Annotated in this window: 20 protein-coding genes; 14 read left to right on the plus strand and 6 right to left on the minus strand. The window is 51.2% G+C overall.

Going from position 1 to position 25,021, the window contains the following annotated elements:
- Positions 1 to 582 (minus strand): MFS transporter (locus DCW36_RS01535; protein WP_114781826.1); only part of this gene is annotated, 582 nt, incomplete at its 3' end.
- 458 nt (positions 583 to 1,040) lie between these two features.
- Between DCW36_RS01535 and rpsF the strand changes: the two genes are divergently transcribed.
- The 7 genes from rpsF to priA all read left to right on the plus strand — a co-directional run bounded on the left by rpsF (position 1,041) and on the right by priA (position 11,029).
- Positions 1,041 to 1,409: a 30S ribosomal protein S6 gene (rpsF, locus tag DCW36_RS01540; protein ID WP_114781745.1), complete on the plus strand. Its 369-nt coding sequence runs from the start codon at positions 1,041 to 1,043 to the stop codon at positions 1,407 to 1,409.
- A complete protein-coding gene (rpsR, locus tag DCW36_RS01545; protein ID WP_007652662.1) occupies positions 1,409 to 1,660 on the plus strand; it encodes a 30S ribosomal protein S18 in 252 nt (83 codons plus the stop codon). Before rpsF ends, rpsR begins: the two co-directional genes overlap by 1 nt.
- A gap of 14 nt (positions 1,661 to 1,674) precedes the next feature.
- Complete coding sequence (gene rplI, locus DCW36_RS01550) at positions 1,675 to 2,118, plus strand: 50S ribosomal protein L9 (RefSeq protein WP_114781746.1); 444 nt, start codon at positions 1,675 to 1,677, stop codon at positions 2,116 to 2,118.
- A 197-nt stretch (positions 2,119 to 2,315) separates the two neighbouring features.
- Entirely contained in the window at positions 2,316 to 4,550 is a 2,235-nt protein-coding gene (locus tag DCW36_RS01555) for a M3 family metallopeptidase (protein WP_114781747.1), read from the plus strand.
- Positions 4,551 to 4,877: 327 nt separating this feature from the next.
- Positions 4,878 to 5,882: a GSCFA domain-containing protein gene (locus tag DCW36_RS01560; protein WP_240676003.1), complete on the plus strand. Its 1,005-nt coding sequence runs from the start codon at positions 4,878 to 4,880 to the stop codon at positions 5,880 to 5,882.
- A gap of 280 nt (positions 5,883 to 6,162) precedes the next feature.
- On the plus strand, positions 6,163 to 8,223 hold the full coding sequence (locus tag DCW36_RS01565; protein ID WP_114781749.1) for a thioredoxin domain-containing protein: 2,061 nt from the start codon (positions 6,163 to 6,165) through the stop codon (positions 8,221 to 8,223).
- 274 nt (positions 8,224 to 8,497) lie between these two features.
- On the plus strand, positions 8,498 to 11,029 hold the full coding sequence (priA, locus tag DCW36_RS01570) for a replication restart helicase PriA (protein WP_114781750.1): 2,532 nt from the start codon (positions 8,498 to 8,500) through the stop codon (positions 11,027 to 11,029).
- 549 nt (positions 11,030 to 11,578) lie between these two features.
- On the opposite strand, the gene DCW36_RS01575 is transcribed toward priA, so the two are convergent.
- From DCW36_RS01575 to DCW36_RS01585, 3 genes are all read right to left on the minus strand, one after another.
- Positions 11,579 to 12,085 carry a hypothetical protein gene (locus tag DCW36_RS01575; protein WP_125185350.1) on the minus strand — a complete coding sequence of 169 codons (507 nt, stop codon included), beginning with the start codon at positions 12,083 to 12,085 and terminating at the stop codon, positions 11,579 to 11,581.
- A 58-nt stretch (positions 12,086 to 12,143) separates the two neighbouring features.
- The gene (locus DCW36_RS01580) at positions 12,144 to 12,323 is read right to left on the minus strand and encodes a hypothetical protein (protein WP_128396930.1); all 180 of its coding nucleotides are present in this window, start codon (positions 12,321 to 12,323) and stop codon (positions 12,144 to 12,146) included.
- Between the two features lie 80 nt (positions 12,324 to 12,403).
- Positions 12,404 to 12,934, minus strand: a complete 531-nt coding sequence (locus DCW36_RS01585; protein ID WP_114781751.1) for a DinB family protein — start codon at positions 12,932 to 12,934, stop codon at positions 12,404 to 12,406.
- A 323-nt stretch (positions 12,935 to 13,257) separates the two neighbouring features.
- Here DCW36_RS01585 and DCW36_RS01590 point away from each other — a divergent pair, with 323 nt between their 5' ends.
- Complete coding sequence (locus DCW36_RS01590; RefSeq protein ID WP_114781752.1) at positions 13,258 to 13,962, plus strand: TIGR02117 family protein; 705 nt, start codon at positions 13,258 to 13,260, stop codon at positions 13,960 to 13,962.
- 385 nt (positions 13,963 to 14,347) lie between these two features.
- Here the strand turns inward: DCW36_RS01590 and DCW36_RS01595 are convergent, their stop codons facing one another.
- Positions 14,348 to 18,031 (minus strand): T9SS type A sorting domain-containing protein, encoded by a 3,684-nt coding sequence (locus DCW36_RS01595; RefSeq protein ID WP_114781753.1) that lies wholly within the window; start codon positions 18,029 to 18,031, stop codon positions 14,348 to 14,350.
- Between the two features lie 586 nt (positions 18,032 to 18,617).
- The gene (locus DCW36_RS01600; protein WP_114781754.1) at positions 18,618 to 19,265 is read right to left on the minus strand and encodes an HD domain-containing protein; all 648 of its coding nucleotides are present in this window, start codon (positions 19,263 to 19,265) and stop codon (positions 18,618 to 18,620) included.
- Between the two features lie 314 nt (positions 19,266 to 19,579).
- On the opposite strand from DCW36_RS01600, the gene DCW36_RS01605 reads away from it, so the two are divergent.
- From DCW36_RS01605 to DCW36_RS01630, 6 genes are all read left to right on the plus strand, one after another.
- A complete protein-coding gene (locus DCW36_RS01605; protein ID WP_114781755.1) occupies positions 19,580 to 20,119 on the plus strand; it encodes a hypothetical protein in 540 nt (179 codons plus the stop codon).
- Positions 20,120 to 20,134: 15 nt separating this feature from the next.
- The gene (locus tag DCW36_RS01610; protein ID WP_114781756.1) at positions 20,135 to 20,545 is read left to right on the plus strand and encodes a DUF2721 domain-containing protein; all 411 of its coding nucleotides are present in this window, start codon (positions 20,135 to 20,137) and stop codon (positions 20,543 to 20,545) included.
- Between the two features lie 109 nt (positions 20,546 to 20,654).
- Positions 20,655 to 21,881, plus strand: a complete 1,227-nt coding sequence (locus DCW36_RS01615; protein WP_114781757.1) for an S-adenosylmethionine:tRNA ribosyltransferase-isomerase — start codon at positions 20,655 to 20,657, stop codon at positions 21,879 to 21,881.
- A gap of 281 nt (positions 21,882 to 22,162) precedes the next feature.
- Positions 22,163 to 22,954 carry a GDSL-type esterase/lipase family protein gene (locus tag DCW36_RS01620; RefSeq protein WP_114781758.1) on the plus strand — a complete coding sequence of 264 codons (792 nt, stop codon included), beginning with the start codon at positions 22,163 to 22,165 and terminating at the stop codon, positions 22,952 to 22,954.
- A gap of 178 nt (positions 22,955 to 23,132) precedes the next feature.
- On the plus strand, positions 23,133 to 23,786 hold the full coding sequence (locus tag DCW36_RS01625) for a hypothetical protein (protein ID WP_240676004.1): 654 nt from the start codon (positions 23,133 to 23,135) through the stop codon (positions 23,784 to 23,786).
- Positions 23,787 to 23,937: 151 nt separating this feature from the next.
- A complete protein-coding gene (locus DCW36_RS01630) occupies positions 23,938 to 24,939 on the plus strand; it encodes an MBL fold metallo-hydrolase (RefSeq protein WP_114781760.1) in 1,002 nt (333 codons plus the stop codon).
- The last annotated feature ends 82 nt before the right edge of the window (positions 24,940 to 25,021 follow it).

A 25,021-nucleotide genomic window follows, 5' to 3' on the forward strand; every position in this document is an offset into this window, starting at 1 on the left:
CGACTGAATAGCAGCCAACTGCGCATCATCCATCGCGGCCCGCTCTTCGGCACTCGACTGGTTGAGGTGCGAAAGAATAAAAAGCTTGCTGAGCAGCACGCCGGTAATAGAGCCAATCGGGTTAAACGACTGCGCCAGGTTGAGCCGCCGTGTACCGGAAGCATCCGGCCCCATGGCCACAATGTAAGGATTAGCAGCCGTTTCCAGGATAGACAAACCACCGGCCAGGATAAAGAGCGCCGCCAGGAAGTGACCGTAAGCCATGGTAAGGCTGGCCGGGTAAAAGAGCAGCGAACCCAGGATGAAGAGCCCCAGCCCGAGCAGTACGCCTGTTTTGTAAGTATACTTCTTAATAATAATAGCAGCAGGCAGCGCCAGGCAGAAGTAAGAGCCGTAGAAGGCAATCTGAATCCAGGAAGTCTGGAAGTCGCTCATGCTCATAATGCGCTTGAAAGCAGCCAGCAGCGTATCGGTCATATTATTAGCCAGGCCCCACAGAAAGAAAAGGCTGGTGATAAGAATAAAGGGCCAGAGAATACCCGGCCGGATTAAGGGTGCTTTGGGTGCTGTACTGCTGCTCATAAATTTGCTCGTTATTATTTTTTGGCTTTTTAATTTCCTTTTCACTCCCTGCTCCGCTTCGTGCTGAAAAGCGCTGCCATCGCACTACCCCAGCCAGTCATAGCTTTACAAGCAGTCGGGCTGAAGCATTTCGGGTCCTGCTCAGCAGGAGCTACAAATCCGAAAATAACAGTAACAGTACCTGAAAGATATGCAAAAGAAGCAGACACTCCAAGACCTTTAACAACAACTGTTAGTTTATTCACCAAAGAAAACGAAATTTACATATAAATAAAACTAAATCCTCTCCATGCGTGAAAACAATTTTTCAGGCTATTCATTCTGCCACTGTTTTCACCAACTTTCACCACCCGGAGTTCCTGTTGCCTCCCGTTTAGCAAATATCTGCACAATCACTTGCTTTACAGGATAAAACCCACTACTTTTGCAGGCTAAATATAAAAAATTCTAAATTCGACATGGAATTAAAAAATTACGAAACGGTCTTCATCCTGACCCCGTTGCTGAACGAGGTGCAGATGCAAGAGACGGTCGAGAAGTTCAGACAGGTGCTTAAGGAAAATGGCGCCGACATTATTCACGAAGAGAACTGGGGTCTGCGTAAACTGGCTTATCCAATCCAGAAAAAATCGACAGGCTTCTACCACCTCATCGAGTTTAAAGCTCCGGGTACTATCGTTGATCCACTTGAGCTGGCTTATCGCCGTGATGAAAAAGTTGTTCGCTTCTTAACTACTGCCCTTGACAAGCACGCGGTTGCTTACAACGAGCGCAGAAGAAAAGGCGAGTTTAAATCTCAGGCTAAAAAAGAGGAGGTTAAAGCATAATGAGCTTAGTAAACGAAAGAGTACACAAACAGGAAAACCGTCAGAAATACTGCCGATTCAAAAAAAGCGGTATCAAATACATCGATTACAAAGACGGAAACTTCTTACTGAAGTTTGTAAACGAGCAAGGTAAAATTCTTCCAAGAAGATTAACAGGTACAAGCTTGAAGTTCCAGCGTAAAGTTTCTCAGGCTGTAGCCCGTGCACGTCACCTTGCTATTCTACCTTATGTAACGGATTCTTTAAAATAAGGAGGGACTGAACAATGGAAATTATACTTAAAGATGACGTTAAAGGCGTTGGCTACAAAAACGATATCGTTAAAGTAAAGCCAGGCTATGGCCGTAACTACCTGATCCCGCAAGGACTGGCCGTTATCGCAAACGAATCAAACAAGAAAGTAGTAGCTGAGAACATCCGTCAGGCTTCTCACAAAGCAGAAAAAATCAAAACAGAAGCGCAGGATCTGGCTAACAGCATCGGCGAAACTCCTATTGAACTGACTGCGAAAGTAGGCGAGACCGGTAAAATCTTCGGTTCTGTTACTACCCTGCAACTTTCTGATGCACTTAAAGCTAAAGGTTTCGACGTAGACCGTAAGCGTATTTCTTTCGACCAGGATGTGAAAACAGCCGGCGAATATACTGCTACGCTGAACCTGCACAAAGAAGTGAAGCACCAGGTACGTTTCAACGTAGTAGCTGAGTAATACGGAAGTAACAATACTTCATCATAAAGAAGCGTCCCGCCCCACAGCAGGACGCTTTTTTTATGGCTGTGCATCCCATAACATCAGACACTTATACAACCACCTTCTAAAAAGGCAGGATAATTGTATAAATCATTCGTGTTGAATGATTAAATTGTACTACTGACACCCTATTAAACCCAAAGGAAAAACCATTTATGCGTACCCTTATTACCCGCCGCTATAGCCTGCTGCCCTTCGCAACAGCAATAGCCCTTTTTCTGACAACCGGCTGCACCAGCAGCAAAACACAGACCACACCACCGGAGGCTGCTGTTGCAGTAGGCACCCAAACCCAGCAGAACCCACTCCTTGCCCCCTGGACCGGCCCTTACGGCGGCGTACCGGCTTTCGACAAGGTACAGGTAAGCTACTTTAAGCCAGCACTCGAGGCAGCCATGGAACAAAACCTGGCCGAAGTAGAAGCGATCGCTGCCAATCCGGAAGCGCCAACTTTTGAGAATACCCTGGCAGCAATGGAGCGGGCAGGCGAAACCCTCGACCGCGTGCGCACCTACTACGGCATCTGGAGCTCGAACATGAACGGCCCGGAATTCCAGGTGGTAGAGCGGGAAATGGCGCCGAAACTGGCTGCCTTCTCCGATAAGATCACCCAGAACGAAGCTCTTTTCAAACGCATTGAAGCGGTATACAACTCGCCGGAAAAAGCGAAACTGACGCCGGAGGAGCAGCGGCTGGCATGGCTCTACTATACCAACTTCGTTCGTGCCGGGGCTAAACTCGACGCGAACGCCAAAGCCCGCCTTTCGGAGATAAACCAGCAACTGGCCGGCCTCTTCACCCGTTTCAGCCAGAACGTACTCGCCGACGAAGGGGAGCAGATGCTGGTCCTGGAAAAAGAGGAAGACCTGGCCGGGCTGCCGCAATCGGTGCGCGAAGCTGCTGCGGCTGCCGCAAAAGCAAAAGATAAGCCGGGTGCCTGGGTCATCACCAACACCCGTTCTTCCGTCGACCCCTTCCTGACCTACTCCGACCGCCGCGACCTGCGCGAGAAAGTGTGGCGCATGTTCGTGAACCGCGGTGACAATGGCGGCGAACACGATAACAATGCCATTATTACCGAAATTCTCCAACTGCGGGCGGAGCGTGCCAAGCTGCTGGGCTACGAGACACACGCCCACTGGCGCCTCGAAAACACCATGGCCAAAACACCGGAACGTACCATGGAACTGATGGAAGCTGTCTGGAAACCTGCCGTAGCCCGCGTAAAAGAAGAAGTAGCCGACATGCAGGCTCTCGCTAAAAAAGAAGGCGCCAACATTAAGATAGAACCCTGGGATTACCGCTACTACGCCGAAAAAGTACGCAAAGCCCGCTACAACCTCGACCAGAACGAAGTAAAAGAGTACCTGCAACTCGAGAAACTGCGCGAAGGCATGTTCTGGGTAGCAGGCGAGTTGTTCGACTTCAGTTTTGCGCCTGTTACCAATCTGCCGGTGTTTCACCCGGATGTGCGGGTGTGGGAAGTAACAAATAAAACTACCGGAAAGCATGTAGGCCTCTGGTACTTCGACCCGTATGCCCGCACCGGCAAGCGCTCCGGCGCCTGGATGAACTTCTACCGCCGCCAGGAAAAAATGGACAAGCCTGTTACGGCTATTGTGTCGAACAACTCCAACTTTGTGAAGGGGAATCCGGGGGAGCCCGTGCTCATTTCCTGGGACGATGCCCGCACGCTCTTCCACGAGTTCGGCCACGCCCTCCACGGACTCTCCTCTGACGTGACCTATCCCTCGCTCTCCGGCACCGCCGTTGCCCGCGATTATGTAGAATTCCCGTCGCAGTTGCTGGAGCATTGGTTGTCGACACCGGAGGTGTTGCAGCAGTTTGCCGTGCATTACAAAACCGGCCAGCCCATTCCGCAGGCGCTGGTAGACCGCATCGAGCGTGCCTCTACCTTTAACGAAGGCTTTGCTACTACAGAGTTCCTGTCAAGCGCGCTCATCGACATGAAGCTGCACCTGGCCGGCGATCAGAAAATCAACCCGGATGATTTTGAGCGCGAAACGCTTGCCGCTTTGGGTATGCCATCTGAAATTGTGATGCGACACCGCACGCCACAGTTCATGCATATCTTCTCGAGCGATTCCTACTCCGCCGGTTATTACAGCTACCTCTGGTCGGATGTACTTACCGCCGACGCCTACAATGCCTTCACCGAGGCAGGCGGACCTTATGACAAGTCTGTTGCCCAAAGGCTGCGGCAGCACATCTTCTCCGTAGGCAACACCATCGACCCCGCCGAAGGCTACCGCGCTTTCCGTGGCCGCGACCCGCAAATAGAGGCCCTGATGCGCAAACGCGGCTTTCCGGTGAAAGAGCTGAAAAACACCAAAAAGAAACCGGCTCCTGCAAAAGTAAAAGTGAAGTAAGCAGCAGGTAAGACAGCAAATAGAAAAGCGGCTGGCAGGGGTACTTGTCAGCCGTTTTTTTTTTAACCTTTGATTTACAGTGATTAAATTGATTGCGATGATTTTTCCGAATCAGAATTTCTGACTGGTCCGCCACCTTTGCAATCCTGATAATCCTAAAATCCTTTCAATCCTGGTTCAGACAAAAGACAAATAATCATAGAAATAAAAAATCACTGCAATCATTCAATTCACTGTAAATCAAAGGTTCAGACAAGGAGCAGTGGCAATGGTGGCAGGTGCAGTGAACCAGAAAGGCGTGTTTACCCTGAGCAGGATTCCGTATATTTGGAAAAAAGTAACCTCCAGATGTTCCGGACCGAAGTACAGCTACCGCCTTCCCAACTACAGCTCACCTTACAGGACCGCGTGCTCACCATTGGTTCCTGCTTTGCCGAAGTGATTGGCACCAAGCTGACGAAGAACAAAGTGCCGGCGCTGGTGAATCCGTTTGGGACTATCTTTAATCCGCTGTCGGCTTGCCTGCTGCTGGAGGCGGCGCTGGGGAAGGAGTATGACTTTGAAGAGCACCTGGTGCAGCACAACGGCATCTGGTACGCCTACGACCTCCACTCTTCCGTCTCCTCGCCCGACAAGGCTGAGCTTCTCCGTCTTATCCGGGACCGGCTGCAGCTAACCGGGGAGCAGCTGAAACAGGCGCGGCTGCTGATTTTTACCGTCGGTACTGCCGTGGGCTACAGCCTCGCCGAAACCGGCGAACTGGTGGCCAACTGTCACAAGCTGCCTGCCAGGCAGTTCACGCGAACTCTGTTACCGCCTGAAGTTATTGTCACGGCCTTCAACAACCTATACGACCGGCTGCAGCAGTTCAACCCGGAGATACAGGTGCTGCTCACGGTGAGCCCGGTGCGGCATATCAAGGAGACTATCGAAATCAACAGCGTTAGCAAGTCTGTCCTGCGCCTGGCCTGCCACCAGCTCAAAGAAGCGCATGCGGGCGTGCATTACTTTCCGGCCTACGAAATCATGCTCGACGACCTCCGCGACTACCGCTTCTACAAACGCGATATGGTGCACCCCACCGATGTGGCAGAAGATTACATCTGGCAGAAGTTCCTGCACGCCTACTACCACCCCGACTTCTACACCTTCACCCAGGAATGGGAAAAGATACGGCGGGCACTGGCACACAAACCTTTTCACCCGCATACGGAGGCGCACCAGGCTTTTTTGAAGAACACCATTCAACAGGTGCAACAGCTGGAAAAGAAGTACCAGCTAAACGCTTCCGCGGAAATACAGCAGTTGGAGGACCAGCGACTGCCGTTCTGATGCGAATAGAAGAATCCACTTTCTGCTCTCCGGATGCTACAGCAGCATCTTAAAAGACCTCGCAGCGTGCGCAGCTCCTGCGAGCGTCTGGTGGCAGAACGACTCCGGTTGCCGCCCCCTGAGACGCTCGCAGGTCTTGAAAACGCTGCGAGGTCTTCTAAGCAAACTCAGGAGCATGAATTTAAATTCGTATTTATTACCTTGAGCCAGCCTGTAAACACAATCCCATTCCATCACCTGGCGTACAACCCTATACAGCCACACCCGAAGAAAAAAACGTATGACAGCAGAAAAAAAAGCAAACCGCCTCATCCACGAAAGCAGTCCTTACCTGCTGCAGCACGCCTACAACCCGGTCGACTGGTACCCCTGGGGCGAAGAAGCCTTGAAAAAAGCACGAGCTGAAAACAAGCCTGTCCTGGTGAGCATCGGGTACGCGGCCTGCCACTGGTGCCACGTGATGGAGCACCAGTCGTTTGAGAATGAGCAGATTGCCCAGGTCATGAACCGCCATTTCATCTGTATCAAGGTAGACCGCGAAGAACGGCCCGATGTGGATGCCGTGTACATGGATGCGCTGCAGGCGATGGGATTGCAGGGAGGCTGGCCACTCAACGTGTTCCTGAATTCGGAGGCAAAACCCTTCTACGGAGGCACCTATTTCCAGCCAAAGCAGTGGCTGGGCCTGCTGCAGAACATTGCCAGCGCCTACGAGAAGAACCGCGAAGAGCTGAACAACTCGGCAGAACAGTTCGTGACACACCTCAACCGCAGCGACCTCGACAAGTATGGCCTGGGCAAAAGCGGCACCGGGTTCGACGTAAAAGATTTCCAGCTGATGTACTACAACCTCAGCGTCCGGTTTGATAAGGTGCTGGGCGGGCTGGACCGGGCGCCCAAGTTCCCGATGCCGTCCAATTACCTGTTCCTGCTCCGCTACTACAGCCACACCCACGACGAGGCTGCCCTGCAGCACGTCAACCTGACACTGCGCGAAATGGCCTGGGGCGGCATTTACGACCAGGCCGGCGGCGGCTTTGCCCGCTACTCCGTAGACGAAGCCTGGCTCGTGCCCCACTTCGAAAAAATGCTCTACGACAACGGTCAGCTCGTTAGCCTATACTCCGAAGCTTATCAGGTTACAAAAGAGCCATTGTATAAAGAGGTGGTGTACGAGACTATCGCCTTTGTAGAACGTGAACTCATGAGTCCTGAAGGTGGGTTCTACTCCTCTCTGGATGCCGACAGCGAAGGCGAGGAAGGCAAGTTCTATACCTTCACTAAAGAAGAGTTGCAGGAGCTGCTGGGGGATGAAGAGCCGTTGTTTTCCAGGTACTACAACATTACGGCAGAAGGAAACTTCGAGCACGGCCGCAACATCCTGCACCGCACCAGTCCGGATGAAATATTTGCCGCCGAAAACGAGCTGGAACCGGACGTTGTGCAGGAGCTGGTAAAAGGCTGGAAAAAGAAAATCATGGGCGCCCGCGCCAACCGCATCCGCCCCGGCCTTGACGATAAGATTCTCTGCTCCTGGAATGCACTCATGCTACGCGGCCTGGCCGATGCCTATTACGCCTTTGGCGACAAGCACTTTCTGGCGCTGGCGCAACAAAACGCGCACTTTCTGCTGCAACACCTTAAAAAGGATGGGAAGGTGTTTCACAACTACAAAGAAGGCAAAGCCACCATCGACGGCTTCCTGGAAGATTACGCCCTGCTCATCCGGGCGCTCCTCCGGCTCTACGAAGTTACCTTCGAGGAACAGTGGCTACTGGAGGCAAAGCAACTGGCTGATTATACGCTAACCCATTTCTTCGACGAAAAAGAGGAGCTCTTCTACTTTACCGACAACAGCTCTGAAAAACTGATTGCCCGCAAAAAGGAACTCTTCGACAACGTCGTGCCCGCCTCCAACTCCGTCATGGCGACCAACCTGCACTTCCTGGGCCTGCTCTTCGACAACGAGGACTACAGTTCGCTGTCGGACAAGATGCTGGGCAAAGTGAAAGACCTGGTGGTAAAAGAGCCGTCGCACCTGAGCAACTGGGCCGCCCTCTACGCCCATAAGCTCACCCCGACAGCAGAAGTGGCTATCGTGGGTGGTGCAGCCTCCGAAATGCGCTCCGAACTGAGCATGTTTTACCTGCCCAACAAGGTGCTACTTGGCAAAGTGGCTAAAAGCGACCTGGCCCTGCTGCAGGACAAAGAAGCCATCAACGGCCAGACCACTCTCTACGTCTGCTACAACAAAACCTGCCAGCGCCCGGTGCATACGGTTGCGGAGGCGCTGGAGCAACTGCAACGGAAGGATGAGGAGGGTAAATTCCCTTCATTGTAGCTGTCACCAGAGCCTCTGCACAGTATCAAAGGACCTCGCAGTGTGCGCAGCTCCTGCGAGTGTCTGGCGGCAGAAAAGCCTGCTACAACGGTATTCTATCATATTATAAGGTAATGAAAAAGGAAAGATAGTGAGCGGTTGATGCTACTGGCTCAGACACTCGCAGGAGCTGCGCACACTGCGAGGTCTTTAATACAGCTGCACCACCCACCACAGCCACACCTGCATATCACCATTTTTTTTACGACCTTTGCTGTAGTAAACACCAGCACCCTTGTCAGAGCTACTTAACTTTAATTACCCGCCGGAGCAGGCCGTGGACCGTGTGACGCTTTTTGCTGACGTCATCCTGCCCCTGCCGCTGCCCAAACTGTACACGTACCGCATCCCGTTCGAAATGAACGATGAGGTATTGGAGGGGGCGCGGGTCATTGTGCAGTTCGGTTCGAAGCGGGTGCTGAGCTGCATTGTGGCTGAAATCCACGAAAATGCGCCTGTCGATTACCAGGCCAAGTACATCCTGGACGTGCTCGACGACAAGCCTATCGTGACGGCACCGCAGCTGAAGCTGTTTAAGTGGATTGCCGACTACTACATGTGCACCATTGGCGAGGTGATAAACGCTGCTTTGCCCACTGCGCTCAAACTCAGTAGCGAATCACGCATCCAGCTGCACCCGAGCTACATCCCGGAGGAAGATGATATTCCGCTGGCGGCGCAGGAGGCGAAGATTATTTATGCGCTGGAGCAGAACAAGTCACTCACCTTCACAGAGGTAAGCAACCTGCTGCAGCTCAAGAGTTACCACAAGTACATTAAGTCGCTTATCCAGAAAGAGGCGATTATTATTTTTGAGCAGGTCAGTGACAAGTACTCGCCGAAGGTGGTGAAGAAGGTGCGCCTCTCGGAGCATTTTGTGCGGGAAGAAGGAATGCTGGAAGAGCTGTTTGCCCAGCTCACGCCCCATCCCAAGCAACTCGACATCCTGCTCAATTACCTCCAGAAGGTGCCCGTGCACCAGGACATCAACCTGAACCTGCGTGGGCTGGAAAAGAACGTCCTGACCGGCAACCCCCACCTCTCCCACTCCGCCATCAGCACCTTAATCAAGAAAGGCGTGCTGGAGCAGTTCGACCAGGTGGTATCCCGCTTCCCGACCGAATCAGACCAGATGCAAATGCCCAAGGCCCTGTCGGAACACCAGGAGCAGGCGCGCGAGGAAATTCTGGGGCTGTTCAAGGACAAAGAAACGGTGCTGCTGCACGGGGTAACAGGCAGCGGCAAAACCGAAGTGTACATCGACCTGATCAAACACGCGTTGGAAGGCGGCGGCCAGGTGCTCTACCTGCTGCCCGAAATTGCGCTGACGGCCCAGATTGTAACGCGCCTGATGAAGGTGTTCGGCGACAAGCTGGGCGTATACCATTCCAAGTTCTCCGACAACGAGCGGGCCGAGGTGTGGCAGGGCATTTTATCCGGCAAGTTCCAGGTGGTGGTGGGCGTGCGTTCGTCTATTTTTCTGCCTTTCCACAGCCTGTCGCTGATAATTATTGATGAAGAGCATGAGGCTTCGTACAAGCAGTACGACCCGGCCCCACGCTACAATGCCCGCGAAACGGCTCTCATGATGGCGCACCTGCAGGGGGCGAAAACATTGCTTGGCTCTGCCACGCCTTCCATCGAATCGTACTACAACTGCAAGACCGGCCGCTGGGGCCTGGTAAGCATGACCAAGCGCTTTGGCGAGGCACAGCTGCCCGACATCGAACTGGTGAACATCCGCGACGAGCAGAAGCGCAAGAATATGCACAGCCATTTCTCGAGCCAATTGCTGAACGGGATAGAGGAGCGCCTGAAGCGTCAGGAGCAGGTAATTTTGTTCCAGAATCGCCGCGGCTACGCCCCCTTCATCTCCTGCGACGAATGCTCCTGGATACCCAAATGCAAGAACTGCGCTGTCAGCCTCTCCTACCACAAATACAACCACGAATTGCGCTGCCACTACTGCGGTTACCACGAGCGCATGCCACAGGACTGCCCCGCCTGCGGCGCCACCACGCTCAAAAGCATGGGCTTCGGCACGGAGAAAGTGGAAGACGAACTAAAGCTGCTGCTGCCCAACGCCGAAATCCAGCGCATGGACCTCGACACCACCAAGAAAAAGAACAGCTATCAGCAAATCATCGCTGACTTCGAGAGCGGCAGAACGAATGTGCTGGTAGGAACGCAAATGGTGACCAAAGGCCTCGATTTCGAGAACGTGAGCTTAGTGGGTATCCTCAACGCCGACACCATCATCAACTTCCCCGACTTCAGGGCGCACGAGCGGGCGTACCAGTTGTTTGTGCAGGTTAGCGGACGTGCAGGCCGAAAAGGCAAACCAGGCGCCGTCATCATCCAGACGCGCGACCCGTTGCAGCCTATCTTCCGGAAGGTGCGCAACAACGATTATGAAACCTTGTATGAGCACGAGGTAGAGGAGCGCATGCGCTTCGGTTTCCCGCCCTTTGTGCGCATGATTAAACTGACGGTGAAGCACGCCGATGAAAAGACGTCCGAAAATGCCGCCATCGTACTGGCCAAAGACCTGACGGACAAGCTGAGCAAGCAACAGGTGCTGGGTCCGGAGGTGCCGTACATTTTCAAAATCCGGAACATGTTCCTGAACGAAATCCACATCAAGCTCCCCCGCGAAAGCGGTAAGCTAAGTGCTGCCAAAAGGGAAATAGCCAAAGCGGTGCACCAGTTGATGCTGTTGCCGGATTTTAAGGGATTGCGGGTAGTGGCGGATGTGGATCCGGTGTAAGGGGATTTGTAGTAGAAACGAGAAGTTAGATTATCTTACTTTCCTGAGCTTAATTAGCATTAAATTGTTAGGCGCCATTTTTATTATTTTTCCATTCTTTAACAACCATCTTTCTATTAAATTGTCATGTACTAAGACTACTGTATCACCATTCAAGCACCAAGTACCCCTAAAATTATCCTCATTCAGTACTTTATCACGGAAATAGACTATAGAACGACAATTGTAAGTGCTATCTGGCTGCAGGTACAAACTTACTCGGTAACGCGACCTTCCTGCGGGAGAATTAACTTTCCCTTTTTTAATATATTGGCCAGGCACCTGACTGCACTGCACAAAAAATAAAGTAACCAAAAAGGCTATAAGCACAAATTTTTTCATTACATCTCCTCTTAACCCCTTGCTGAGTGTAGTTTTTAACTACACTCTAAAATATTAAGATCAACAAGAATCACTGCATTTGTAACGTTACTTCTTTCAGGTGCAGGACCGACAGAAATCAATAAATAGGTGTAGTTAAAAACCACACCTAGAACTGGGGTATAGCTTTCAATGTCTGACATACCACCTGCCTCTGAGATGTTCTATATTCTGTAAATCTTTGCCCACCATTTTGGGAGCTTTGGATTTTGGCAATCTGATCAGGCGTGCTTGTTCTGCTTGTCTGTCATTAACTAAAACAGTTGAATCTTTTCTCACTTCTAAATATGCTACTTCGTAAGTCAAAAATTCGTGTACTAACTTTCTTATAGCAATTGTATCAGGTGTTGTTTGCTTACAATACTTTTCTGCCAATGACAGGTCTATAGATTCAACTTTATTTGCAACTCCTCCCCTAACTTTCACTATCACAGGTACATCACAAATGCTGTCATCAAGGCCTGCATAATACAATAAACTACCATCACTATCAAAGCTCCTGAAATGCACCCAAAAGCCTAAAAATTGATCGAAATCATCTTCGTAATATTTATCACTAAAGTCATGGGCAAAATCATTTCTTTCACATGATAATAGGGGTAAAAGCAACAAGAAGATTAAAATTGACTTGTTCATAGTGTAGTTATTGAAAGCTGCATATCTATCTTTCATCTGGCAACAAAAAGACATCCTTTCACGGTCTTTTATCCTTCTTCAGCAGCACCCACACATAGGTCAATCCAAACACCAGGAAAGCTATCATAAACAGCACATCTGCTGTGGTGCTCTCCCCCTGCAGGATCTGGTATGCCTTAACGCCGGCGAAAACAAAACAGGCCACAGCCAATAAAATTCTATACGTTCTTCTGTTCACAATACAATGGTTTGCTTCTGTTAAATTTTTATCAGGACAACAAGGCTGCTCCGGCACTACAGCCTGCACCAAAATAGCTTTTAAAGTGCAATATTTAAATATCGCTCCCGGATAATGTTTAAATGATGCGTTTCATGGCCCAGGATGGTATAGCCCAAGGCCCGCACGGTAATCCGGTGCTTACTGGCCACACCTGCCTGGTTCAGCGCTTCCGCATCGAAGCTCCGGAACAGGGCCATGGTTGCCTGACGCACGGCGGAATATTCGGTGAGGATGTTGGTGATGGTGCGGCTGTTGGCTCTGGAAGGGCCGATGTAGTTGTCCTGGTCAAAGCCCGGAAGTTCGGTCGTATCCTGGCGGGCAAAACGGAGCGCCCGGTAAGCAAATATCCGCTCCGAGTCTACCAGGTGCACAAGGATTTCCTTGATGTTCCATTTATCGGGCTGGTACCTGAAGGTAAACTGCTCTTCCTTCAGCTCCAGCATGTGGTTGATCACATACACCTGGTTTGCCATCAGGCCCTCCAGCAGGTCATCGGCCTGGGCAGCTTGTATGTACGCTTTTACGTTATCGGCGTATTCCGAAGGAGCGGGATAAGTGATGATGTCCATCTTTTTCTGATTTTAATGTTTACAAACGACCAACTGCTTGCGACCTGACCCGGAAATTCTGCTGCACCTGCCACCACTGCCTCTGCTGTAAGCAAGATAACAAATTACCTGCTCAAACAGGATTATCCTGCATAAAATAAAGCGACAGAAATCCCGGGTGTATAAACACGTCGGTTTTGAAAGAAGGTTGTGCCGGCCTGGCAAACTGCTGACCGGCACCCTGTGCACCTAAAAGCCAGAACCACTTCCGGGGCTAGATCAGCGTATAAAGAGGAACAAAAAATAAAAAGCTTTGCTATGTTAAACTGTGCGTCGCGTTGCAAATGAAAAAAGAATTTATGCACCAGGTATTGAAACAGCTACTCAAGCGCATTTTCCAGTTCCTGGGGAGCCTGTTCCTTCTGGGATGTTTATTTTTGCTGCTGGCACTGGTGCTGAGCAGCATCCCCGTCAACAAAAGCTTTGCCCAGACCGACACCAGCGATGTCCAGATTTTTGTAACGGACAACGGCGTGCATACCGACATTGTGGTACCCGTTCGCACTGCTTTACTTGACTGGCGCACGCGCCTGCCCCTCGACCAGTACGCCGACGCCGACAGCAGCTATACGCACGTCGGTTTTGGCTGGGGCGACCGCCGCTTTTACATGAAAACACCCGAATGGAAAGACCTTCGCCCCGGCGTGTTCGTCACCGCCCTCTTCTGGCCCACCCGCAGCGCCATGCATGTGCATTATGTCCCCCGCCCACTTACGGTAAACAAATACCAGCGCCCTGTTCAGCTGTCGCAGGAGCAATACCGGCAGCTGGTGGCCTTTTTACAGCAAAGTTTTCAGCAGCAGGACGGCGAGTTTATCCTGATACCTGGTGCTGGTTATTCCGGCGAAGACAACTTTTATGAAGCGCACGGCAGGTTCTACATTCTCCGGAACTGCAACAACTGGACCAACCGCGGCCTGAAAGAAGCAGGCGTAAAAACCGCTTTCTGGGCCCCAATTCCTTATGCCATCATGCGGCACCTCAGATAGTTATTGGTTATTGGGGAGGAAACTTTGAGTTAGAAAGTTAGAAAGTTTAGGAGTTTGAGAGGTAGAAAGGTAGAAAGTCGGGGAATTTTGTAGGGGTTGAAAACATTCAACCCTTTAACCAACGGCTGTAGAGACGTGGTGCCCGCATCTCTAGCACGAACCACAAACAAACCTTAATCCTGGTCATCAACTAATCTTCTTAATCTTGTTCAGACAAACGAATCAGCGGTTCAGACAAAGGATCCTGATAATCCCTTAATCTGACGAATCCAAATTCAGACAACAGGAGCAGCGACTGTGGTGGCAGGGGCAGCAGAACTTTCTGGGCATAAAAAAAGGGCCTCCCGCTCCCGGAAAGCCCTTTCTGAATGATATCAAAATTGAATTACTGCACCAGCAGTTTCTTCACTTCTACCTGGTTGTTTTTCAGGTGCTGCACCTTTACCAGGTACAGGCCTTTGCTCAGGTTTGACAGGACTACCTGCGTTGTATCCGTCATCTCTACGGTGCGTACCACGGTACCGGTTGCGGTATAGATAGTCACCAGCTTCGGATGCGCAGAGTTCGTTTCGATGGTCAGGGTTTCCTGCTGGCGGTACGGATTCGGGTAAACGAGCGTTCCATTCTTGTCAGCATCCAGTGTGATGGCCAGTGGCGCACTAATGGTGAAGAGAGGTCCTCTGCTACCCGTCATCTGTACAGACCCGGAAGCAAACTGCAGATCATAAAGCCCGTCGATCCGGATGGTACGGTTATTTACTGCTGACGGCGATACAGAAGCCGTGATAAAGAAATAGCCAGTAGCGCCGGCATTGATCTGTACATTTTCTAAAGCAGCTCTTACGGGTCCCTCCGTACCATCGGTTGCAAAGGTGGTTACCAGGGTGCTGCCTGCAAATGAGTTGGTGGTGTTGTACCACAACTTCAGGCCATTGGCTGCCAGGTCGGAGCTGTGGTAGTTACCATCGGTATAAAACTCGATGTAATTCAGCTTGGCATTGGCGTCGGTTGCCGCCACATTGAACCTGTAAATCACATTATCAGCTACTCCTTTCTGCAGGCTGGACGACGACAGCGTTGGATACGTTACAGCCAGTGTAGGCACTGCTGCCGGTTGCGCGATAGTATGTGCCGCCGATTTGGTATCTTCCGGTAGTGTAGCCATTCCGGAATAAAAGAATATATCTTCTATTTCCAACTGCATCGTATGCCCGGCCTCAGCTGAAGGAGACACATCAGCGGTGATGAAGAAATAACCAGTTGTTCCTGCTTTAATGGTGATATCGTACAAACCGGCACCTACGCTGGCACCATTTCCAAAAGTTCCAAACGAGCCAACAAGTTGACTTCCGGCAAAAGAGTTGGCAGTATTGAACCACACTTTAAAGCCGTCTCTGGTCAAATCCTCGAACGTGTAAGTACCAAGTCCTTTCACTCCTATACTTTGCGGATAGGCATCGGCACCGGTGGCCGTTACACTGAATTTGTGCACCAGGTTGTTGTTGGTGCCGCCAGCAAGATTCTGCGCCGCAACGGCCGGCACAGCAACTGCTAAGGTTGGAGCAGCAAAGGTCTGCACACCTCCGGCAGGAAGCGGGAAAGTTCCGGTTACATCACCGGCTACAAAGGTGAACGCCGTTGCAGGTGTCGGCTCTATAAAAATAGTTCTGCCGGCTGAATCTCCACCGTCCACGCGTGCTACCAGGAACAGATAAGCAGCGTTGCCTGCGGTTATTTGCAAGTCTTCCAGATCATCATCAAACTCGATAATACCGCCACTCGCTACTGCAGACTTGGAATCGAGGTAGTAATCATTATTCAAGTTTAATTCCGCATCCTTACTGTAGAAGAGCTCAAAATAACTGATGTCATTTTCTTCGTACGTTCCGCCGGTAGTAAACTTAAGGTTTTTCAGCACGGCTGTTCCCTCTGTCACATCCAGTTTAACTTTGTACAGTACCGCTTCCTGAGAGCCTATCGAAATGTTGCCAGCCGGGGTAGGCACAGCAGTAACCGTAATAGCCGGTGCGCTTATGGTCTGCACACCTCCAGTACCCGTTGTTCCGGATTTGTTGCCAGACACAAAGCTATAACCTGAAGTACCAGCAGAAGCAAGCTGTATCGTACGGCCTAAAACGGCATCTTCACGAATAGCAGTAACAACTGTAATGTATCCGGTTCCTAACGGAATGGTTGGATTCGTATCGTCGTCATCACCGATTACATTAAAAGTAACCGTCTCTCCGGAGTTCGGCACAGATTGTATGTAGCTCAACAAAGCTACGTATTGGTCTTCTTCCTCGCTGTCAATTTCATTCAGCACGTTTGGCGTTTTGTGGTATACCAGGTACAGACCTTCTACACTTTCATCGATACCATCCCCATCCTCGTCGTAGGCATAGCCAAGATCCGACTGCTGGAAAGTACCGCTAATCTGGAAAGAAGCGCTCTGGAAAGTGGCAGGAGCTCCCGTTACGTCTACTTTAACGGTATGCAGCGCCGCATAAGAACCGGGCGAAACTTTTCCAGCCGGAGGCCCGACAGGGGTAAAGGCCACAGACGGCAGCATGATGGTCTGAACGCCACCTGCCGATGTAGTACCTGTGATATTACCGGAAGTAGCCGTAATATTGGCCGGTGCAACAGCCTGAACCTGGATGGTTCTGCCTGTTACAGCGCCAGGAGCCAGATCTGCCACCAGGTAAAGCACCACATTTTCACCTTCGCGCATGGTGGCATCTGTTAAATTAAACACGATCTCACCACCAGAGGCCACAGCGTCTGCGGTGGCTATTACTTCATCTGATTCATATTCTTCATCATCGCCTACAAGTAACTTAAATCTGGCAATATCCGAAGCCTGGTAGGTTCCGCCGGTAGTAAAGCGAATGCCTGTGAAAGAAGCATTGGCTTTGCTTGCTGCAATACTTAGTTTATACAACACACTGTTCACCGATCCGGGCGATACCACGCCGGCATCAGGTCCCAGGGAAGCAATAGCAATATCAGGTATTACAACCGTACTCAGATTCCCCTCCGACATCGGATTCGATCCCTGCACATCGCTTTCCCTGGCCCGTTCAAACGTAAAGTTGCTTAACGGGAACTGATCAATACCGATGGTCTTACCTGCTGCTACGCCAGGCGCCAGATCCACCGTAACTTCGAACTGGTAGCCACCATAGCCATCCTGGTTCATGTTTAGCGGGAGATTTAATCCGGAGAAAACTACGTTACCGTTTTCAGAAAGGGAGGCTGAACCAGCCAGAACGTCTTCATAATCTGTACCGGAGCCATAGTACCACAACCTGAAGCCATTAGTAGCAACATCTGCTGACGTTACAGTTCCCTTTACAGGGAGCGTCAGTGAAGTTAAAACATCGTTAGCTTCGGCTACATTGAGCTGGAAACCATATAAATAGTTTCTTGCAGACCCAGGCGCTATGTTTCGTGCATCGTAATTATACCCGTAAATATTGATTTGAGGCAATGGCATACCAATGGTCTGCACCGAAGTGGCAGGCAGCGGCTCCCCCATCACCTCTCCTGAAGCAACCACTATGTTGCTGAGCGGTGTGGCTGTAAGGCTAAGGGTGCGGTCCATTGTAGCTTCTTCGGCCACATCGGCTGTAACATAGAAGTAAGAACCCATCTCATCCAGGCTTTGGGATAGTCCGGAGAAAACCAGGTTATTTCCACTTGCCACAGGAGCCTGCGTGGAAATAAGGGTCGCCTGCGCTACATTGGACGGATCAAAGGTATTGCTGTTGGCAAACCAAAGCTTAAAGCCGTTGTTTTTGATATCAGCGGTTGTATAAGTACCTGCTGTCGTAACCGTAACGGATGTAAGCGTAGTATTTTCATTAATGTTTGCTCCAAAAACGGCAATAATGTTGTTCTCCGACCCAGGAGCAACGTTTTTGGGCCTCGGAAAATAATCATTCTCTCCGTATTGAACTGGATGAACATGCACCATTGTTTGTGCAAAGCCTGTTATCGTACCGGCAACCATCAGGGCCAGCGTGAACAGGCAGGCTAGTAAGTTTTTAGAGTAGTAACTGTTTTTCATGAAACTGCTTTAGTGTTAAACGTTGAGTGAGCGCTTTGCTGCAGCTCCGGTGCCAGTTAGCTGACGAAGCTTTGAAAAAAGGATTCTGGCTAAGGCTACAGCAAATAATTGGTTAATTGAAGCCGCGTGTATTTGTTTTTCATGCACGGGATAAAGTAACAGGTTCAAACCATAGGCATAGCTGATCGTTTTAGTTGAAGAAAGGCAATGTATGTGAGATTTATTAAAATAATCATAAATCGAAACAAAGACGCTGTTACAAAAATTAGCAACTACAAATATATTGATCAAATACAGTATCAGTCTATACCCACTTCTGGGTAAAATTTGAAGGTTTTCCTCCCGATAAGCCTCTTGATTCCGAAGTAACAGCCTATTCAGCAGCAATCTCAGCCAAAACAGTAGTACAATTTTGCTATAAAGTTGACCTTGAAAAAGCAACCTCATTTTAAGCGGTGAAGGCGATGCATTATTTGTGGGGTTATTTGAGCCTGTAAGCGAAAGAAATTTGAAGACACAGCCAGGCAATGTACAAAATGTACAAAAAGGCACTTACCGTAGACTCCGTCACCAGCAGCCGGTCGGGCTAGAGTTGCCGTAGTTCCTGTGTTAAATTCGCGCGGGCCTGTTCTTCGTACCGGTTGTAAAACACCACTGTTTTATAAATCCGGTTCATGCGCAGGAAATGCTCCAGCACGCTTCTGCGGCCCCGCTTGTAGATAAAGTCCGGGTAAAGCGCATATTCTTTTCTAACCTGCTGCGTGTACGCCTGGTACAGCGGCCAGGGCTCTCCCAGTATGGCCAGGTCGATGTCTGTTAACAAATTGGTATCCGCATCCGGCGAGGCTGTATGCGCTTTGGTAGCTAAAATCTGGCTGATGCATTTTTCAATAGTTGGAGCAGGCACACCAAGTGTTTGCAAACGCTCCGCTGCCTTGCCGGCACTTCTTTCTTCGTTATCGCTGCGGCTGGGGCTGTACACAAAATCGTGGTAAAAAATGGAAAATTGCAGGGTAGGTACATCCTTTACCTGCGCCCGGTATTCCTCCAGTTTGCCAAGCATGTAGCGGATGTGGTGGAGGGTATGGTAATAGCGGCCGGAACTGCAGTAGGCCTTTTCCAGCTCTTTCCATAGTGTGTCAGGCAGCTCATTTTCTGAGGTGTAGCCACTGGCCAGGGTGCTCCACCGGGTGGCGCAGAAATTAATTGTTTCTTCGCTGCAGTTCTCTTTCATAGTGGCTGAATGGTCTGTTCCATAGCAACTACGGGAAACAGAACTTCAGGAACTGGCAAAATTGCGAACCTGCCGCCTTTTTTATGATTTTTTGGTTCTGCTGCAGCAGTCACCACAGCCTCTGCTCCTTAAATTGGAAGGAAAAACAGGAAAGCGGCTGCTCTGTTTAATTACTTTGCCTGCAAGCCCGTGCTGCTGCTACCGACGGTTCCAAATTAATTTTGTCTCTTTGGCCCAAATACGTTTTCAACTAATAATTTTTTGATATATTAGCCGGATAAGGAACTGAATTTTCATCTAACACCCCTGCTATTATGAGTGCCCGAACCTTTGAAATGCTGCTGACTACTGCGTATGCCCCTGAAAAACAACACTTGTTTGAATCCGGCGCAGCGGCGGCCTACCAGCAGTTTGAGCAAGCCTACAAAGCTTCCGGCAGGCAACGCGGCATGCCACAGGAGGAATTGAATTTTCGGTTTGAACGGGTGCGCCTGGGGGTGGCGATTGCGTTTATCAAGGCCTATTCCCGCCTGGCCGACAACGAGGGCGCCAAAGAAGTGCTGGCGCTGCTGCAGGAGGCCCTGACGGCCCGAAGCACAAAAGAAATCGACAGGATTATCCAGAAAAAAATAAACCTCTTCGATAACCTGTACCACGAGATATTTGTGAATGAACAGCGGGAGCAGATCCTGGCTTACTTTGAACGCACCCTCGATGCCGCCTCCAAAGAAGAGCTCGACGAGTTGATGTTCGAAGGGCTGGAGCTGCTGCACGAAACAGACTTCCAGCACAACCATGACGACGACGAGGACAACGACCAGCTGGATGAAGATTTCCTCAAAAGTATCACCTAAAAAGCCGCCAGCCTTATGGAACTAACCCTGACTACACCCGGACTGCTCTTCCCTGCCCTGTCGCTCCTGTTGCTGGCGTATACCAACCGCTTTATGGCAACGGCCAGCCTCATCCGCGACCTCAAGAACCGCTACACCACCACCCACAGCGAGCTTGTACTTGGCCAGATCAAAAACCTGCGTGTCAGGCTGCTGCTTATCCGGAACATGCAGGCCATTGGCATTGCCAGTTTGTTTGGCTGTGTGCTGTGCATGTTTGTGCTGTTTGCCGGCTACAACACGGTCGGGAAGTATGTGTTCGGTTTCAGCCTGTTCCTCCTGATGGTGTCGCTGGGCCTGGCGCTGCGCGAGATCCAGATATCGGTAAAAGCCCTGAAACTGGAGCTGAACGACATGGAAGAGGAAGCAGGTGCGGAGCTTATGTAGCTTTACCGGTGCCTGTTTACCTGCACCTCCCGCAACAATCCGGGCGCAGGAGCTTTCAGGGTAATAGCGATAAAGTGCGTACCTTTGCACTGCACTTTACTACTGCCGCATGACCCTTAACCCGAAAAACCTGGCCATTAAAGACTTTGTGTATGAGCTGCCGGAAGACCGAATTGCCAAATTCCCGCTGGCGGAGCGTGACCAGTCGAAACTGCTGTACTACAACCACAGCAGCATCTCCCATCACAGGTTTACCGATTTGCCTCAGCTGCTGCCACCAAAGTCGCTGCTGGTTTTCAACAACACGAAAGTAGTGCAGGCGCGCTTGCTGTTCCGGAAAGAAACGGGTGGCATCGTCGAGATTTTTTGCCTGGAGCCCGTGCAGCCGCACCGCGAGGTGCAACTGGCCATGCAACAGACCGGCAGCTGTACCTGGAAGTGCCTGGTGGGCAACAACAAACGCTGGAAGAGCGGCACCTTACAATTGCAATTTAAAGGCGGCACCCTCACGGCCGAACGGGAGGCACAGCAGGAAGGCCATTTCCTGATCCGCTTTTCCTGGACTCCTGCAGACCTGACCTTTGCCGAAGTGCTGGACCGTTGCGGCCGTCTGCCCCTCCCGCCCTACCTCAACCGCGACCTCACCCCCGACGACAGTATCCGCTACCAGACCATTTATGCCCACCACCAGGGCGCAGTAGCCGCGCCAACTGCCGGTCTGCATTTTACCGACAGGGTAATGGAACAGCTGCAGGCACAGCAGATAGAGGTGGCCTACCTGACGCTGCACGTGGGCGCCGGCACCTTCAAACCCGTAAAAGCCGACACCATGGAAGCCCACGAAATGCACGCCGAGCAGATCATGATTTCAAGGAAGGTAGTAGAACAGCTGCTGCAGCACCTGGGCAACCCGGTGATACCGGTTGGCACCACCTCCATGCGCAGCCTGGAAAGCCTGTACTGGCTCGGGGTGATGCTCCTGCAACAGCCTGACCTGGCGCCGGATGCACTGCAGGTAAACCAGTGGCTGCCCTACGAAACTGCCAGTCCGCCTGCGCCCCGTGCAGCACTCGAAGCCATCCTGCACTACCTGGACCGGCAGCAGACCGACTACCTCCACGCCAGCACCCAGATCATCATTGCCCCCGGCTACGACTTTAAAGTCTGCGACGGCCTGGTTACCAACTTCCACCAACCGGAAAGTACGCTGCTGCTCCTGGTAGCCGCCCTGATCGGCGACGACTGGAAACAAGTATACCAGCACGCCCTGACCAACGATTACCGCTTCCTGAGCTACGGCGACAGCTCCTTGTTAGTTAGAAAGTTTGGGAGTTAGAGAGTTTGGGAGTTTGAGAGTTTAGGAGGTAGAAAGATAAAGAGGTAGGAATTTTGTTGGGGTTGAAAATCTTCAATCCTTTCACGAACCACAGACAAACCTAATCCTGAAAATTCTAAAATTCTGTAAATCCTGATTCTGACAAAAAATCACAATAATCATTTAAATCAAAAGAATCAGTGGTTCAGACAAATAATCCTGTTAGTCCTAAAATCATTTAATCGTGTTCAGACAGATATAAAATCACACCCATCATTTCATCCTACCATCAACGGTCCAAAATGAAACACCACAAATACCACCCTTACTTCCTGCTACTGGTCCTGCAGCTTTGCCTGCTCTCCGGTGAGCAGCTGTTTGCCCAGCAGCAGAAAGACCTGAACATCGTGTTTATCGGGAACAGCATTACCCGTGGCTCCGGGCTTGCCAACCGTGAAACGGAGGCTGCACCCGTTCATGCTGTGGCTTACCTGCAGCACCACAGGAAGATTGGAGAGGTAAAGTACTCGAACCAGGGCGTAGGGGGCTATACCACGGTTAACTTTCTGCCCGCCACTAACACCGCCTTCCGGAATGTAACCAAGGCTGCCGATGCTTTCAGCGCCGATTCGCAGGCAACGCTGGTTTTTTCCATCATGCTCGGCACCAACGACAGCGCCATAGAAGGCCCAAAAGGCGCACCGGTTACGCCGGCAGAATACCGCACCAACCTGAAAGCCCTTGCAGATCAGCTCTTAACAGACTATCCCAACTCCGTGCTGGTGTTTCACCGGCCCTTGTGGTACAGCCCCAACACCCAGAACAGTGGCGCCAAATACCTGCAGGAAGGCCTGAACCGGCTGCAAAGCTACTACCCTGAACTGGAAGCACTGGTAGCCAGCTACCGCACTTCACATCCCGACCGTGTATTCCTGGGAGACAAAAAAGCCTCCGGCTTTTTCAGAAAGCACCACCAGAGCTTATTCCAGCACGAAAAAGGGAAACAGGGCATCTTTTACCTCCACCCCAACAAAGAAGGCGCCGTTAAACTTGGACAGTTCTGGGGAAAAGCGATCCGGAAGGCGGTGCTATAGAGCAGACTTCCAGCATTACCGCCCTGAAAGCTCTGCTGCAGCTGCCACCACACCCGCTGCTCCTCCGGTTTTGCAGAAACAACAACAAAAGCAACAAGCATTCGTTTTTTGAAATGAACCCTTTGTTTGGGTTTTCAGGTTATAAAGCGTAACTTAGGCAGAAGTAACAACGACGATCGTGAAAAAACTATTTTCAACTATACTGGCAGGCTGCCTGTTGTTTGCAGGACAGGCGATGGCACAAACCGCTGGCAAAGAAAGCCTGGATTCCGTGCCTACACCACCTGCCGAAGCAACTGTTCCGGCACCGGAAGTCATGAAACCTGCGGCCAAACCTTCTTTTGCAGGTCCGCGCCTGAGCTATGGCTTAAACGCCGGCACCAGCATCAGCAACATGGGCAGTGCTTCTTACCTGGAGCCTTCGGTGCGTTACCAGGTTACCAACCGTTTCAGGGGCTTTGCCAGCTTCAGCTACATGGCCGTGATGCCGCAAAGCTACAAAACCACCACGCCGGAAGGCGGAACCATTATGCGCCGCACCGGTGCCAGCAGCCACTACATTGTAAGCGCAGGCGGCGAATACCTCCTAAGCGACCGCCTGATCCTGAGTGGCCGCGTCTGGAAAGATTTATCGCAGGCGCCGGGCCAGAACCCCATGTATAACCGGTACAACGGCTTCATGAATCCGGGCCGCCAGGGCGCTGATTTCAGGGCTACCTACAAAATTACGGAACATTTATCGGTAACAGGTGGCGTACGTTATACAGACGGGGCTTCGCCGTTTTACAATCCGTATGGCCCGGGATATGGCAATTCGCCCTTCGGTTATTAAATGTAGCTAAGAACTTTAGACACAGAAACGCTTTCCGGCTCAAACCGGGGAGCGTTTTTCATTTGGAACTCCTGCGAATAAATCACCCGCTACGCGTGTACCTCTTTGCAGGAAACTTTCGTTAACATTACAAACAATTTTGCAGCAGCGCATGCAGATCAGACACATCCGAAACGAGAAATTACATACCATTAAACCAGGTTACCGGGGAAACAAAGTCATAAACGGGCAATTTGCGAACGGGGAAGAACTGTACGTACCAGGCTTTGGCAAAGTGCTGAAGTGGCAGCTCACGCCCAACCCGCAACGGGCAGAAAAGAAGGCAGACATATATGCGCCACCGGTAATGAAAGGCTGCAGCTTTGTGCAGACGGACGAGGACATGGTGGTGTGGCTCGGGCATGCCAGCTTCCTCATCCGCCTCAACGGCACCACCTTCCTCACGGATCCGGTTTTTTACGACCTGCCCCTGCTCAAGCGCCAGGCAGAACTGCCTTGTCCGCCCGAGCAACTCAGGGGTATCGACTTCCTGCTGCTCTCCCACGGCCACCGCGACCACCTCGATAAAAAGTCTATTCGTACGGTTTACGGGCAAAATCCGGGGGTGAAAGCGCTGGCGCCTTTGGGTGCCGGCGAGTTGCTGCGCAGTTTCGAACGCCAGTTGCCTTACCAGGAAGCAGGCTGGTACCAGCAATATGACCTGACTCCTGCTGGTGTGGAAGTTTATTTTTTACCTGCCTCGCACTGGTACCGCCGCGGCGCCTTCGATATGAACAAGGTACTCTGGGGAAGCTTTGTGATCAAAACCAATAACCTGCTGCTCTACTTTGCCGGCGACACTGGCCTCAATTCCCACTTCGAAGAAATACAGGAGCTGTTCGGCCCCATGGATGTCTGCATCATGCCGATTGGCGCCTACAAACCGCCTTTCCTGATGAAACTGAGCCACCTGAACCCACACGAAGCCGTAAAGGCCTACAATATGCTGCGTGGCGGCACCTTCATCCCGATGCACTACGGCACCTACGACCTATCGGACGAGCCAATGGGCGAGCCCGTGCAGCTGATCCAGCAGATTGCAGAGGCAGGGATGCTGCAGGGACTGCAACTGCCTGCCATCGGGGAGCCGCTGCTGGTCCGGCAACTGGTCTAGCAACTGCATTAGGCAGAAACAAGCTTCAGATGTATATTTTGCTATATTTGTAACTAACCACCAATATAGCCAGCTACCATAG

Source organism: Botryobacter ruber (genome assembly GCF_003347595.2).
GTDB classification, from domain to species: Bacteria; Bacteroidota; Bacteroidia; order Cytophagales; family Hymenobacteraceae; genus Pontibacter; species Pontibacter ruber_A.

Bases quoted from the DNA above. Each gene is read 5' to 3' on its own strand.
- DCW36_RS01595 (WP_114781753.1), bottom strand. From the start codon at position 18,031: ATGAAAAACAGTTACTACTCTAAAAACTTACTAGCCTGCCTGTTCACG.
- DCW36_RS01575 (WP_125185350.1), bottom strand. From the start codon at position 12,085: ATGAACAAGTCAATTTTAATCTTCTTGTTGCTTTTACCCCTATTATCA.
- rpsF (WP_114781745.1), top strand. From the start codon at position 1,041: ATGGAATTAAAAAATTACGAAACGGTCTTCATCCTGACCCCGTTGCTG.
- DCW36_RS01555 (WP_114781747.1), top strand. From the start codon at position 2,316: ATGCGTACCCTTATTACCCGCCGCTATAGCCTGCTGCCCTTCGCAACA.
- DCW36_RS01615 (WP_114781757.1), top strand. From the start codon at position 20,655: ATGACCCTTAACCCGAAAAACCTGGCCATTAAAGACTTTGTGTATGAG.
- DCW36_RS01620 (WP_114781758.1), top strand. From the start codon at position 22,163: ATGAAACACCACAAATACCACCCTTACTTCCTGCTACTGGTCCTGCAG.
- DCW36_RS01605 (WP_114781755.1), top strand. From the start codon at position 19,580: ATGAGTGCCCGAACCTTTGAAATGCTGCTGACTACTGCGTATGCCCCT.
- DCW36_RS01600 (WP_114781754.1), bottom strand. From the start codon at position 19,265: ATGAAAGAGAACTGCAGCGAAGAAACAATTAATTTCTGCGCCACCCGG.
- DCW36_RS01610 (WP_114781756.1), top strand. From the start codon at position 20,135: ATGGAACTAACCCTGACTACACCCGGACTGCTCTTCCCTGCCCTGTCG.
- DCW36_RS01585 (WP_114781751.1), bottom strand. From the start codon at position 12,934: ATGGACATCATCACTTATCCCGCTCCTTCGGAATACGCCGATAACGTA.
- DCW36_RS01630 (WP_114781760.1), top strand. From the start codon at position 23,938: ATGCAGATCAGACACATCCGAAACGAGAAATTACATACCATTAAACCA.
- DCW36_RS01565 (WP_114781749.1), top strand. From the start codon at position 6,163: ATGACAGCAGAAAAAAAAGCAAACCGCCTCATCCACGAAAGCAGTCCT.
- DCW36_RS01590 (WP_114781752.1), top strand. From the start codon at position 13,258: ATGAAAAAAGAATTTATGCACCAGGTATTGAAACAGCTACTCAAGCGC.
- rplI (WP_114781746.1), top strand. From the start codon at position 1,675: ATGGAAATTATACTTAAAGATGACGTTAAAGGCGTTGGCTACAAAAAC.
- rpsR (WP_007652662.1), top strand. From the start codon at position 1,409: ATGAGCTTAGTAAACGAAAGAGTACACAAACAGGAAAACCGTCAGAAA.